The 13400-nt window shown below is 38.9% G+C and carries 10 protein-coding genes and 1 pseudogene; 4 read left to right on the top strand and 7 right to left on the bottom strand.

All coding sequences use genetic code 11. From position 1 onward, the window contains the following. From PN450_RS13080 to PN450_RS13070, 3 genes are all read left to right on the top strand, one after another. Nucleotides 1–1311 (top strand): Calx-beta domain-containing protein (locus tag PN450_RS13080; protein WP_271836601.1); only part of this gene is annotated, 1311 nt, incomplete at its 5' end. A gap of 221 nt (nt 1312–1532) precedes the next feature. Then, nucleotides 1533–3014 carry an Asp-tRNA(Asn)/Glu-tRNA(Gln) amidotransferase subunit GatB gene (gene gatB, locus PN450_RS13075; RefSeq protein ID WP_213711151.1) on the top strand — a complete coding sequence of 494 codons (1482 nt, stop codon included), beginning with the start codon at nt 1533–1535 and terminating at the stop codon, nt 3012–3014. A gap of 295 nt (nt 3015–3309) precedes the next feature. Then, a complete protein-coding gene (locus PN450_RS13070) occupies nt 3310–3660 on the top strand; it encodes a hypothetical protein (protein ID WP_051155171.1) in 351 nt (116 codons plus the stop codon). 129 nt (nt 3661–3789) lie between these two features. Here PN450_RS13070 and PN450_RS13065 read toward each other — a convergent pair whose 3' ends face one another. The 4 genes and pseudogenes from PN450_RS13065 to leuS form a co-directional block, all read right to left on the bottom strand. Next, nucleotides 3790–4263, bottom strand: a complete 474-nt coding sequence (locus PN450_RS13065; protein WP_271836600.1) for a type II toxin-antitoxin system YhaV family toxin — start codon at nt 4261–4263, stop codon at nt 3790–3792. Beyond that, nucleotides 4260–4562, bottom strand: coding sequence for a type II toxin-antitoxin system PrlF family antitoxin (locus tag PN450_RS13060; protein ID WP_271836599.1), 303 nt, complete (start codon nt 4560–4562; stop codon nt 4260–4262). The genes PN450_RS13065 and PN450_RS13060 overlap by 4 nt, the downstream gene beginning before the upstream one ends. Before the next feature lie 382 nt (nt 4563–4944). After that, the gene (locus PN450_RS13055; protein ID WP_271836598.1) at nt 4945–5181 is read right to left on the bottom strand and encodes a hypothetical protein; all 237 of its coding nucleotides are present in this window, start codon (nt 5179–5181) and stop codon (nt 4945–4947) included. Between the two features lie 672 nt (nt 5182–5853). Then, nucleotides 5854–8430 (bottom strand): annotated as a pseudogene (leuS, locus tag PN450_RS13050) (leucine--tRNA ligase); the annotation flags it as partial. Nucleotides 8431–8614: 184 nt separating this feature from the next. Between leuS and PN450_RS13045 the strand changes: the two are divergent. Further along, nucleotides 8615–9232 (top strand): Uma2 family endonuclease, encoded by a 618-nt coding sequence (locus PN450_RS13045; RefSeq protein WP_148764941.1) that lies wholly within the window; start codon nt 8615–8617, stop codon nt 9230–9232. A gap of 201 nt (nt 9233–9433) precedes the next feature. Here PN450_RS13045 and PN450_RS13040 read toward each other — a convergent pair whose 3' ends face one another. The 3 genes from PN450_RS13040 to PN450_RS13030 form a co-directional block, all read right to left on the bottom strand. Continuing rightward, a complete protein-coding gene (locus PN450_RS13040; protein ID WP_271836597.1) occupies nt 9434–10321 on the bottom strand; it encodes a DUF4351 domain-containing protein in 888 nt (295 codons plus the stop codon). A gap of 239 nt (nt 10322–10560) precedes the next feature. Beyond that, nucleotides 10561–12687 carry a caspase, EACC1-associated type gene (locus PN450_RS13035; protein ID WP_271836596.1) on the bottom strand — a complete coding sequence of 709 codons (2127 nt, stop codon included), beginning with the start codon at nt 12685–12687 and terminating at the stop codon, nt 10561–10563. Beyond that, nucleotides 12680–13075, bottom strand: coding sequence for a hypothetical protein (locus tag PN450_RS13030; protein WP_271836595.1), 396 nt, complete (start codon nt 13073–13075; stop codon nt 12680–12682). The genes PN450_RS13035 and PN450_RS13030 overlap by 8 nt, the downstream gene beginning before the upstream one ends. Between the last annotated feature and the right edge of the window lie 325 nt (nt 13076–13400).

Below are 13400 nucleotides of genomic sequence, written 5' to 3'. Positions count from 1 at the left end.
AGCACAGCAGTAGTCAACCTGAACGTCATTGATGACACCCTCATAGAAGGAACAGAAACAGCCATCCTCACAGTGCTATCAGGAACAGGCTACACTGTCGGAACTGTTGCTAGTGCCACCGTCAATATTGCTGACAATGATTTCCCCAGTATTAACCTCAGTGCCAATCAAACCATTGTTGAAGGTTTCACCAGTCCGCAAACCGTTGGTTATACCGCTACTCTTTCCAGCGCCAGCCCTCAAACCATTACCGTCCAATATGCCACTACTAACGGTACGGCTACAGTAGGCTCAGACTATGCCAGCACCAACGGAACTCTAACCTTCAACCCTGGTGTTACTAGTCAGGTCATCAATATTCTCATTTTCAATGATTCCCTGAACGAAGCAGATGAGACTTTTACCCTCTCCCTTTCCTCTCCCACCAATGCTAATTTGGGTATAAGCAACACTGTAACAACCATAACCGATACCCTCACAGCCTCTGTTACCACAACCTTGCCAGACAACGTAGAAAACCTCACTCTCACAGGAACAGCCGCAATTAACGGTACAGGTAATGCTGGCAATAACGTTCTCACTGGTAATAGTGCCAATAACACTCTTGCAGGTCTAAATGGAAACGATACCTATGTCTTTGTTGCTAACAGTGGCTTGGGAACAGATACCATTATCGAAACAACAACCGGGGGTATTGATACTATTGACTTTAGTGGTACTACTGGTGCTGTGAACCTTAATTTGGGTGTCACCACATCGCAAACAGTTAATAGCAACCTTAAACTCATTCTCTCTGCCAACAATGTGATTGAAAACGCTATAGGTGGCACAGGAAATGACCGTCTCACGGGTAATGCCCTGAATAATACGTTAAATGGTGGTGGTGGCAATGACCAACTGCAAGGACTAGGAGGAGATGACATTTTGTGGGGAGGACTCGGTGATGATATTCTCACCGGAGGATCAGGTAATGATACATATCTGTTCCAAGGCAATGGTGTTTTTACCACTGCATTAGGTGTTGATTACATCACTCAGTTTGATATAGGACAAGACAAAATCGCACTGAGTAAAGCTACTTTCAATGCTGTAATCAATGGGGTGGGTCAGGCTTTAACTGACTTTGCAGTTGTTGGTGATGATGACTTAGTCAACCCCAGTAATGCTCGTATTGTCTTTAGCCAAAGCAGTGGTAGTTTGTTTTATAACCAAGACGGAAATCTTTTGGGTGCAACATCAGTATTTGAGTTTGCCCGTTTAGGTAATCCTGATATCACCCTCAGTGTTAGTGATTTCAGCTTGCTTGTTTAGGAGACAACGACCGAAATTAAATATGCGCTATCTAGAACATTTGTAGAGACTTGTAGAGACGTTTTATGTAACGTCTCTACATCAAAAAATAATTCCGTTGATTTTTCTATCTAAGGAATATGAACTTGATAATCTCACAGAATAGCGCGATCGCCTCACCCTTAATATCAACCCAAAACCGCTAAAATAGTACCAAATCAGAAAAATGGCAAAATCTGGATATGACCACAGCTACACCCGTAAAAACAGAATACGAAGCGATTATTGGCTTAGAAACCCATTGTCAACTCAGTACCAACACCAAAATTTTCTCCAACAGTTCCACAGCCTTTGGTGCTGACCCCAATACTAATATTGACCCAATATGTATGGGTTTACCAGGAGTTTTACCCGTACTGAACGCCAAAGTTCTCGAATACGCCGTGAAAACTGGTTTGGCGCTAAATTGTCAAATCGCTCGGTATAGTAAATTTGACCGCAAACAATATTTTTATCCTGATTTACCCAAAAATTACCAAATTTCTCAATATGATTTACCCATAGCCGAACATGGTTGGATAGAAATTGAATTGGTAGATGATGCGGGAAATCCCAGCCGCAAACGCATTGGTATCACCCGCTTACACATGGAAGAGGACGCGGGGAAACTCGTCCACGCAGGTAGTGAAAGGCTTTCCGGTTCTACCTATTCTCTCGTAGATTATAACCGCGCTGGTATTCCCTTGGTGGAAATTGTTTCTGAACCTGATTTGCGAACCGGACAAGAAGCGGCTGAATATGCCCAAGAACTGCGGCGGATTGTGCGCTATCTTGGTGTCAGTGATGGAAATATGCAAGAAGGATCTCTGCGTTGTGATGTGAATATTTCTGTCCGTCCGGTGGGACGAGAACAATTTGGCACTAAAGTAGAAATCAAGAATATGAACTCCTTCAGTGCGATTCAAAAAGCGATTGATTATGAAATTGAACGCCAAATCGCAGCCATTGAATCAGGAGAAAAGATTGTTCAAGAAACCCGACTGTGGGAAGAAGGTTCACAACGCACCAGCAGTATGCGGATTAAAGAAGGTTCTAGTGATTATCGTTACTTCCCAGAACCAGATTTAGCCCCCATTGAAGTCACTCAAGCAGAATTAGACTCATGGTTAAGTGAATTACCCCAACTACCTGCGATAAAACGCCATCATTATGAAAATGAGTTGGGACTTTCAGCTTATGATGCGCGGGTCTTAACTGAGGATAAACCAGTTGCGGACTATTTTGAAAGTGCAATATCTAAAGGTGCAAATCCCAAATCTGCGGCTAATTGGATTACTCAAGATATCGCTGGGTACTTAAATAAACAAAAACTCACCATCTCTGAAATTAAACTGACTGCTGTTAATCTAGCAGACGTGATTACTCGCATTGAAAATGGTAAAATCAGCAACGCTCAAGCTAAGGAAAAACTCACAGATTTATTAAATGGAGTTTCTCCAGAAACAGCTTTTGCTGGTCAAGAACTCATTTCAGATCGTACCATTCTTGAACCGATTATTGATGAAATCATGGCTGCTAACGCCCAACAAGTCGAAAAATACCGCAAAGGTAACACCAACCTCAAAGGCTTTTTCGTCGGACAAGTCCTGAAAAAAACCGATAAACGTGCAGAACCCAAACTCACCAATCAATTGTTAGAAGAGAAACTCAATGCCCCAATGTAGGGTGACACCCCTCACCCTGAAAATGGTATAGTGTGATAATAAGACGCAACTTGATTATCGAGAGAGCTAGTTTTTATTGGCTCTCTTTCTTTTTAAAGGGAACAGGGAACAGGGAACAACGGACAACAGACAACTGACAACTGACAACTGACAACTGACAACTGACAAAAATAAAAAATAGGGGGTTTGACCCCTTGGTGCTAGAATTATATAATGTGCTAAGTAGATGCACCCTGATGATTTTAGAGAGCTATCCAAGTAGCTCTCTTTATTTGCCCTAACTTGGCGACGACAAATGGTAGCAAAGAAAAAATGGAACTATCTGGAAATATTAATAAATGATAGTTTATGGACTGAGATAGAAAGTATTGCTGCTAATGTTGGCAATAAAAGAATTGCAGAAATGACAAAAGATTTATGTTTAATAGAAGCAGCACTAGCAACAGATAAAATTGTTATATCATTGGATGATAATACTGCGAGAAAATTTTTTAGTGAAGCATCTGTAAAAATAGATGAACTCAAGGATATTGTATGGGTAAATCCAGATAAAGTAGATGAAGAACAACCAATTGAATGGTTGAGAAATGGAGCAAAAGTAGAAAGCGATCGCCTACTCATGAAGTATTGTAAAAACAAAATATAGAATCTGTAGGTTGGGTTGACGTAAGGAAACCCAACATTAACCAACAATAATACATAAGTTGGGTTGCATTTCATTTAACCCAACCTACAAACTAAAAATATAAAGAACATTCCTAATTCAAGTTATAAATTAACCATTATCAACATCTTCTGAAACAGATTCTAGATCGTCTGAAGCCTTTAAAAGATCATCCCAACTATCTGGAGGATTACCACTTGCAAGCATTTTAGTAAAAATGTTGTATGGATCTGTTTTTGCTCCCTCTTTCCGCAGCGAATATTCATCATTTATCCAAGAATAAATAATAACTTTTTCCGTACTGCTATAACGAAAGAATAAACGAAATCTTCTATTAAATTTAGCTCGAAACCAATGCTTTTTATCTGTTCCTAATGTTTTACCTTGCCTAAATTCTGGTGCGCTCGGATCTTCAGGTATGCGCTTGAAAATAAACTCATTAATCTTGTTGAGAAACTTTGTAGCTGGATGTTCCTGATATTCTTCAGGATCTTTTTCTTTAAGTTCCTCAACTTGAATAATCAATTTTTTATATTTTTCACCAAAGGCAGGATAAATCTTTAGTGTCCACCCATTAACATTCATACAAATATGAAATCCTCTGGGAACTCTTCATCAAGATCAACTTCCATACCTTCAGTAAGCAATGAGGCACGCCGATACATATCTTCTGTAAGTGGTTCAATAGTGCTAGGATTTTTCTGGATATCTCTAGCAATGAAATCTAAGAACGCCTTTACAAAAGAATGCTTTTCCATATTTGGAGACAATATTCTATTCATTCCTAGCGTTTCTCCCTTTTTATGATAAACAACCGTGTACTTGGTGAAACGATTTACACCAGTGCGAGAAGAATTTGCATTGTTACGAAGCTTGACTTTCATTAATTGAACGGATTTTTATTGAGATCCAATGATTTATATACTCATCTTCAATAGTACCAGATTTTTCTAAAAAAGTCACTTGTAAGTTACTTGTATTGGTGGGTTACACATTCGCTAACCCACCTTACGTCTTACTCTTTGTGCCTTTGCGTCTCTGAGGGAAACAAATATTAACCCAAAACGAAATTCACCAATTTACCAGGAACAACAATTTACAAATTTATGCAGTTTCTATTTTTGCTGCATTTGCAATTTTTATAGTAAGTAAGTCGGCACGATAAAATCAATATACATTTTTTTCGTAAAAACCCTTAAATAACCTATCTATAAGGTATTTGTCGAATTTACATTTCGTTACATATGTTGATTGTTTAACGCCAACTTACTTATCTTCTGGACTTATACATGAAAGATACTCACTTAAAATTTCAGATGGTGTCGTAAGTTTCCACTCACCTTTATTGTTCATATCAGGTTTCCGTAAGTACCAAATATTATCTGAAGATAAGTAAATCTCTCCTGTTCTTGGATATTGTAGATTACCTGTCTTTTCAGTTAAAAGAAGGTTGAATATAGCTTTTTCTGTGTCAAAAAACTTATCTTCAATTGAGACTATCATTGATTATTACCCTTTGTATTCATTATCAGCAAATTTTTCTAGTGCTAAACTTAGCCTAATATAAAAATTATCTAAAGATAAAAAATCGTAATAATACGTAAAAGGGGGATTGCTATTGTTTGTATTTTGTAGTGTGGGTTAGCGACCGTGTAACCCACACTACAAAAACTGTTCTTTTACGCCTAAATCATGTCTGCTGCATCATATGTATTTAATATGATTCAGCTTTCTGATTTAGACTAGTTTATCCTTGATAGCTGTTTTAGCCTTTATTCCATAATCTAAGGCTATTTCTTCTGTAGTATCAAGTTCCTCAGCAATAGCTTTTACGACCTCAGATGGTAATGAATCTTGATCAGCATATGGTCCAAGTATTAATTGAATTGCAAGAGACGGTTTATAATAACCCTTTGGAAGATAGGCTTTAGCCCATTCCTGAGACATTAACTCTACAAACTCTTCTGGTGTAATTGGTTTTGCAATCTCTCCAAGTGATGCTGTTAACTCCTGTTCTATCTGTTTGGCAAAGTTTGCTGAATCCTTATTGTACACTCTAGCAACATATGAACGGGATTTAAGTGTTGGACACTTTAATTCAACACTTAGCTTTAAACCTCCTGAAGCTGTCCTAGATTCGAGTACATATCCCCAGGTATTGAATCTCTCCGCTGTAACGAAATTCACTAACTTACCAGGAACAAAAATCACCCTTTTGATTCCGTTATTTTCAAGATCAAGATGACGTTGTGTAACCTCTGACTCAAGGGCATATTTCTCCACCTCCGCTTTATCAGCTTGCGAAGGAACTTGAATAGAACCGCGAGTTTTACCCATAATTTGAATTACTAAAGTAATTTCATCAGCTATCAAAGCCGCAGGATCAAAACTTGGCCAAGTTTGGGTATGCACAGAATTTTTATTCCCCAATAATTGCCACAATTCATCACCAATATGCGGTGCAAAAGGCGCTAACATAATCACCAAAGTTTGAATCCCTTCCGCGTAAATTGGGGAATTATGACAATCAGCATCAGTCAACGCATTACTTAACTTCATCAATTCCGAAATAGCCGTATTGAATTGATATTCATCTACCACATCTTCCGTAATTGCTTGAATAGCAATATGAATTGCCCGACGCAAATCTTTTTCCGCTTTATTTAATTTATCAACTTCCGCTTTTTGCTGACAAACTCCCGCAGCAGCATAATCAGTAACCAACCGCCAAACGCGATTTAAAAAGCGGAATTGCCCCTCAACATCAGCCTCATCCCATTCCAAATCTTTTTCCGGAGGTGCTTTAAATAAAATGAACATTCGCGCCGTATCAATGCCATATTTATTAATCACATCTTCCGGGGCAACACCATTTCCTTTTGATTTGGACATGGTAGCATAGAGACGTTGTAAAGGTTCTCCAGTTTGTGGATCTACAGGATTATTAGCATCAACCAAATTAGAAGGAATCCATTTATCCTTACCACCTTTATTTGGGTTCATGTAAGTTAAACCTTGCACCATTCCCTGAGTTAACAACTTTTGAAATGGTTCATCAAAGTTAAATAAACCCCTATCTCTTAATACCTTAGTAAAGAAACGGGAATACAATAAATGTAAAATTGCGTGTTCAATTCCCCCCACATATTGATCTACAGGCATCCAATCATTTACTTTATGGGAATCAAAAATCTTTTCTTCATTCTTCGCGTCAGGATAACGCAAGAAATACCACGAAGAATCAATAAAAGTATCCATTGTGTCGGTTTCCCGTTTTGCAGGAGTACCGCAAGTTGGACAAGGCACATTTACCCAACTTTCCAATTGTGCTAAAGGTGAACCACCACGGCCACTTAATTCGATATCTTCCGGTAATTGTACAGGTAAATCTTTGTCAGGTACAGGCACAATTCCACATTCAGGACAGTGAATAACAGGGATAGGTGCGCCCCAATAACGTTGTCGAGAAATTAACCAATCTCGGAGGCGATATTGTATTCTTAATTTACCGAAGTTTTGTTTTTCTGCAAATTCGATAATGGCTTTTTTCGCATCTACAGAATTCATGCCATTAAAGTCACCAGAATTAACTAAAATTCCTGCTTCTGTATAAGCTGATTTTAAAGTTTCCTCTGCACCAATTTCTGGAACAATTACAACTTTGATGGCTAAATTTTGTTCTTTGGCAAATTTGAAATCTCGGACATCATGTGCAGGTACACCCATTACCGCACCTGTACCATATTCATAGAGAACATAATCTGCAATCCATACGGGTACTTCTTCCCCAGTGAAGGGATTCACGACTTTCCCCCCCGTAGGAATACCCCGTTTTGGTTTATCTTCGGCTGTTCTTTCTAACTCGCTTTGGTTGCTGACTTCCTTAATAAAGGCTTCTACTGCTGCTTTTTGTTCTGATGTGGTAATAACCTGAGTTAAGGGGTGTTCTGGGGCTAAAACGACGTAACTCACACCATAAATGGTATCGGGACGGGTGGTATAAACGCCGATTTTTTCCTCTGCACCAACAATAGGAAATTCTAAATATGCACCTGTGGATTTTCCTATCCAGTTGGCTTGCATTAATTTAACTCGTTCCGGCCAACCTGTGAGTTTATCTAAGTCATTTAATAATTCTTCGGCGTAGTCGGTAATCTTAAAAAACCATTGACGCAGTAATTTACGTTCTACGATTGCCCCACTGCGCCAAGAACGTCCTTCATTATCAACTTGTTCGTTTGCCAATACGGTTTGGTCTATGGGGTCCCAATTAACTGCGGCTTCTCTTTGATATGCTAAACCAGCTTCGAGAAATTGCAGAAAAATCCATTGTGTCCACTTATAATAATCGGGAGAACAGGTAGCAAGTTCAGTTTCCCAATCTAAGGATAAACCCAGACGTTGTAATTGTTGCCGCATTTGGGCAATATTTTGATATGTCCATTTGGCAGGGGGTACACCTCTATCAATGGCGGCGTTTTCTGCGGGTAGTCCGAAGGCATCCCAACCCATTGGATGTAATACTCGATACCCTTGCATCCGTTTGAGGCGGGCAATCACATCTGTAATTGTATAGTTACGAACGTGACCCATGTGCAAGCTACCGGATGGGTAAGGGAACATGGAAAGCGCGTAGAATTTTGGCTTGTTTGTATCTTGAGGGGTTTTATCTAAGCCAAGTTCTAACCATGTTTGTTGCCATTTTTCCTCAATTGCGGCTGGTTGGTATGACGGTTTTTGGGGGGACTCCACAACTAAAACTCCTAATGCTGTTACCTAATCTCGCTATTGTGGCATAATTGTAGATATCAGACATTAAGAGTGAAAATTAAATATTAAATCAGCTATATAGCGAACTGCTTGCAGCAGCGCTTCGCTATCGCATCTTTCACCCTAAGAATCACCCAGAAAATAAGATACAGCTAGAAAAATAATAATGGTACAATCAACCCTAAAATTAATTACATCTGATGAATTTATTACTCAATATGGTGACAGCTATCCCTATGAACTTATTGATGGGGAATTAATTGAGATGGAACCCACAGGACCACATGAACAGGTATCATCTTTTATTGGACGAAAACTGAATGTAGAAATTGATCATTATGATTTACCATACTTTATCCCCCATCGCTGCTTGATCAAACTACTGGGAACAAACACAGCCTTTCGTCCCGATGTGATCATATTAGACCAAACACAACTAATCAATGAACCATTATGGCAACAAGAACCTGTAATTACATCAGGAAAATCAATTAAACTAATTGCTGAAGTTGTCAGCACAAACTGGCAAAATGATTATGCTCGCAAAGTTGAAGATTATGCCCTATTAGCTATTCCTGAATATTGGATTGTAGATTATTTAGGCATTGGTGGTAGAGAATATATTGGCAAAACCAAGCAGCCAACAATTACAATTTGTACGTTAGTAGAAGACGAATATCAAAAGCGATTGTTTCAAAACAACGATAAACTGGTTTCCTCAATCTTTCCCAATTTACAATTAACAGCAAAACAAGTCTTTACGTCTGCTTGTGCTATAACCTAAATATAGGAAACTAATTAATCAAATGTTTTGGTTTGATTATCTATTTTAAATCTCATAATTAAGTTAGGTAGATAGATAGCGAACTGCTTGCAGCAGCGCTTCGCTATCGCATCCTTCACCCTAAGCATTACCCAGAAAATAAGATACAATGGGCAGAGCGATCGCTATTGTTAATAGTGCAGAAAAATTAGGACGTTGCAGCTAATTAATTGAATTATGTTGCAGCCAAGTTTCTAAATCTGTAACTGAAGTAAAATCTAACAAAGCTTCTCCTAATTCTTCCAGTTTCTCCACAGGTAATTCTTGAACTTTTTGAATTAATAATGAATCAATTTCACCAAATCGGCGTTTTAAGAGACGGATAATTAGACGCTGTTCTCCTTCTTGTTTGGCGAGTTCTCTGTCTTGTTGGTAAAGTGGTGCTAATCGCATAATCAACTCCTGATCTTCTGTTTGTGAACTTTGATTGATTTTTAAGTTTTTCTGGAGGTTGTAGAGTAGTTCTAAGGTGATTTTGACGTAAGGTTGATTTAATGGTAACGCAGCTAATTCATCAATTGCTCGTTTTTGGACTGTACCTCTACCTAAAAGTCTTAACCACAGTGTTTCTTGAGTTTGTGGTAATTGATGAATAACAACAATTGCGGCGTGTAATGATTTTGCTAAATAGTATATTCCGGGTAAGGAATCTGGTTTTGTTGTCTCGCTAAATCCTGAGATGATGTTTCTTGAGGCTGTGGGTGTGAGAATCCACAATTTAGGAATCTCAATTTTTGCGCTGGTGGTTTGTTCGCGTTTGGCTGCTCTTCTTAATGCACCTCTGACTTCTAATGATTTTAACAGACAATCACAGATTTCTTCTGTTGATGCTGGGTTGCGAAATGGCTCGAATATGGCTGGTGTTGTGGCTAATTTGCCTAATAATCCTAATAGTTCTACGTTGGTTGTTTGGTTGGGAAATGGTGTAAATAATACGTCTATTTCTCGGATTTCCCCAGCTACTTGACTGGCTGCTTGCACTTCTCCGAATGGTTTGAGTAATTCTTCTAAGTAGTCCTTGGCGAATTGATCGTGTATAAAGCGGGTCATTTTCGTGTTTACTTTAAAGATATCTTAGATGCTGCCAGATCCCCGACTTCTTTAAGAAGTCGGGGATCTATTCTATGCTATTTACTTGACTAAATCTAAAGTTTTCTGTACTATGGACGAAGCACTCATCAAGCATCCGCAAGTCTGAAAAAAATATTTTTGATCGCTCCACTCCGTTACGCTAGGGAAGGGAAAAATAAAGAGCGCGAAGCGCAAGAGGGGAAAAGTATAAAGGGCTACTAAAGAATTCTCCCAACAACGCAGACAACACGAAAACCAATAACGTCGCTGCGGGAGCCGCGGTAGTTGCTGACGCGATACGCGGAACGGCAGCTATGAGGAGTGCTGACCCAAGACCCGCCCCGCAGCGTTGCGTAACAATTGCTACCATCTGACCATGCACTACCGTCAGTAGGAGCATTTATATAATTTTCGTGCCACTCATCCTCGCACCATTCATATAGATTACCACACATATCATATAAACCGCAAGGGTTTGCAGGAAATTTTCCTACCACTGTGGTTTTTTCTCGATATTCTCCTTTTGCACCACCACCATAGGTGTAGTTACCATAATAATTTGCTAACTCTGTGGAAATTGTTTCCCCAAAATAAAAAGGTGTGGTTGTTCCTCCGCGACAAGCATATTCCCATTCAGCTTCACTAGGTAAACGATAGGCTTTACTTGCCTTGCGAGAGAGTCTAGCGCAAAATTCTTGAGCATGATTCCAAGATACACGCTCAACTGGTAAATTATCACCTTTAAAGTTCGATGGATCAGATACTAAATCAATTTTAACTTTAGATAAAGCAGCTACAAGTCGCCATTGTTTTTGAGTGACTAGATATTTACCCATAAAGAACGAGGGAACAGTAACATGATGCTGTGGACTTTGGGATTCGGAATAACCTTCTTCATTTTCTGGAGAACCCATGATAAAAGTTCCTCCAGGAATATGTACCATTTCCAGAAATACACCATTTCCTAAATCTTGGGTAAAATACTCGGCACTTTTGGTAATGCGGTTAATTCCTGTACCATTCTTATTTATCTGAGCAGTTTCAAACTGGAAAGTTTTTAACTGCAATCGTAATTGTTCGGCTACTTTTGCTTCTCGCTGACGTTGCAATCTTTCTGCTTCTTGCTGCAATCTTAGTTGTTCGGCTGCTTCTGCCTCTCGCTGGCGGTGCAATCTTTCTGCTTCTTGCTGCAATCGTAATTGTGATAATGCTTTTGTTTGTTGCTGAAGTTGCAATGCTTCCTCTTCTTGCTGTTTTTGTATCTGAAGCTGTTTTTGATATTCTGCTTCTTTAACGGATGTAATTTCTAACTCAATTGATGCTACATCCTCATCTCTCAACCCTAAAATATATTGCTGATAATCTTTAAGTATATTTAAAATGTGTTCATCTAGCGGATATTTTTGCTCAACAGCTTTAGCAAAAGCTTGTTTGTAACTTTGCAAATTTGCTAAACGTTTACGAAAAGGTTCGAGAACTTCTGTTTCTATCTCCTCAGCTTTTGTATCTGTGATTCCCAGAGTTTTCCGTTTTGGCTTTAAGACTAAAAAAGCCAATTCATTTAGTTCACTATTTGGAGCATATTGTTCAACCAATTTGCGATACTCTGCTTCTGGATTTTTGGGAGCATAGGCCAATAAAATATTGTATCCTTCCTTATCCAGAATGATATCTGGTGTCATGTTAGGCTTCACTGCTTGGACTTTGGCTTTAGCGTAAGTGTGTAGTTCCTGGACATGAATATTGCCATCGTTATCTGTATCTGCTGCACCTGTCTCAATTCCCTCAACTAAATATTGAGTATAGAGGGAAAGTGTTGCACCTTCTTGTGCAAAGGAAGTTTGAGTTGCACCAGAAGATGTCAGCACAACTCGACCTTCTGCACCTAATTGCTTTTTGATATCTACTCCAATACTTTTTGTGTGCCAACCACTAGCAAAAGCACCACTGTAACAAGCATCTAAAATTAAAACTTGTCGTTTAGAATAACAACTTTTTGATTGTGTTTGAATAAAATTTGCATCTACAGCAGTGGCTTCAAAGTCATCTTTTGCTGTGTTGCGAGTTGCTAAATAGAGATGATTATCATCATTAGTAATTCCATGTCCAGAAAAATAGAATAATAATAAATCTTCTTTACCTGCATTCTTAAACAGCTTTTGAATTGCTATTCTCATAGCTACTGAATCAGGATTCAGCAGCCGTTCTACCTGTGCAAAATTTCCCAAGTTGGGATTTTGCAAAACTCGTTCCATAGCCTCGACATCATTGAGTGCAGATAATAGGGGTGGGATACCTGCACCATACTCACTGACTCCAATCAGCAGCGCTATTTTTTTAGCCATTGTCACCACCCATTGCGGCTAATAGGTCTTTTGCTATTTTTTCGCTTTCTAGCAGTTCTTGGCGGCTTTTGGCTTTGATACTGACTTCTTTATCACCGACTTTGACAGTCAGTTCTATGGGTTTGTCTCCTAAGCGATCGCCTAAAAAGCTCAAAAATGTTTTAATATTTTTCATACTGACTTGTGCTGTCAGCACTCCGATCAAAGTTGCAAAACCTGGCTTACTTCCTGCTTCTGGGTTAAAATCTTCAGCACGGTCTGCTTTTTCCACTTCGTCGGAATCTCGTAATTCCCGCAGCAACTTACTTGCTATTTTTAGCCGTCTGTCATCATCTAATTCTGGGTCATCAACAGCAAAAGTAAATTGAATTGTGTAATCATCTGTCATATTCACCACCACACTCCGATTATTTCCCTAGTAATATAGCATACGGTAAAACTCTCCACTGTCTTGTCAAAAAAAGCCGAGAATTTTTTTGTTCCCTATTTTCTTACTACCCACATTCCGCACTTCATTTTCTAGTACAGACATAAGTGTAATAAGTAACAGAATAGCTTAAATATAAAGTTGCGTAAGAGGATGTTTGAAAAGTGGTATTCCGTAATTTTCATCACATTGCTACCCCCCTTTCCCCTTGTAAAGGGGGGAAACAATAAAAATCCAGTTCCCTCCCCTTTACAAGGGGAGGGTTAGGGTGGGGTAAAAAATATTT

Source organism: Dolichospermum lemmermannii CS-548, assembly GCF_028330815.1.
In the GTDB taxonomy this organism is placed as follows: Bacteria; Cyanobacteriota; Cyanobacteriia; order Cyanobacteriales; family Nostocaceae; genus Dolichospermum; species Dolichospermum lemmermannii.
Note: the sequence above shows the minus strand (reverse complement) of the source record. Positions and strands in the feature narration are given on the sequence as shown.

Bases quoted from the DNA above. Each gene is read 5' to 3' on its own strand.
- gatB (WP_213711151.1), top strand. From the start codon at position 1,533: ATGACCACAGCTACACCCGTAAAAACAGAATACGAAGCGATTATTGGC.
- PN450_RS13070 (WP_051155171.1), top strand. From the start codon at position 3,310: ATGGTAGCAAAGAAAAAATGGAACTATCTGGAAATATTAATAAATGAT.
- PN450_RS13065 (WP_271836600.1), bottom strand. From the start codon at position 4,263: ATGAATGTTAATGGGTGGACACTAAAGATTTATCCTGCCTTTGGTGAA.
- PN450_RS13060 (WP_271836599.1), bottom strand. From the start codon at position 4,562: ATGAAAGTCAAGCTTCGTAACAATGCAAATTCTTCTCGCACTGGTGTA.
- PN450_RS13055 (WP_271836598.1), bottom strand. From the start codon at position 5,181: ATGATAGTCTCAATTGAAGATAAGTTTTTTGACACAGAAAAAGCTATA.
- PN450_RS13045 (WP_148764941.1), top strand. From the start codon at position 8,615: ATGGTACAATCAACCCTAAAATTAATTACATCTGATGAATTTATTACT.
- PN450_RS13040 (WP_271836597.1), bottom strand. From the start codon at position 10,321: ATGACCCGCTTTATACACGATCAATTCGCCAAGGACTACTTAGAAGAA.
- PN450_RS13035 (WP_271836596.1), bottom strand. From the start codon at position 12,687: ATGGCTAAAAAAATAGCGCTGCTGATTGGAGTCAGTGAGTATGGTGCA.
- PN450_RS13030 (WP_271836595.1), bottom strand. From the start codon at position 13,075: ATGACAGATGATTACACAATTCAATTTACTTTTGCTGTTGATGACCCA.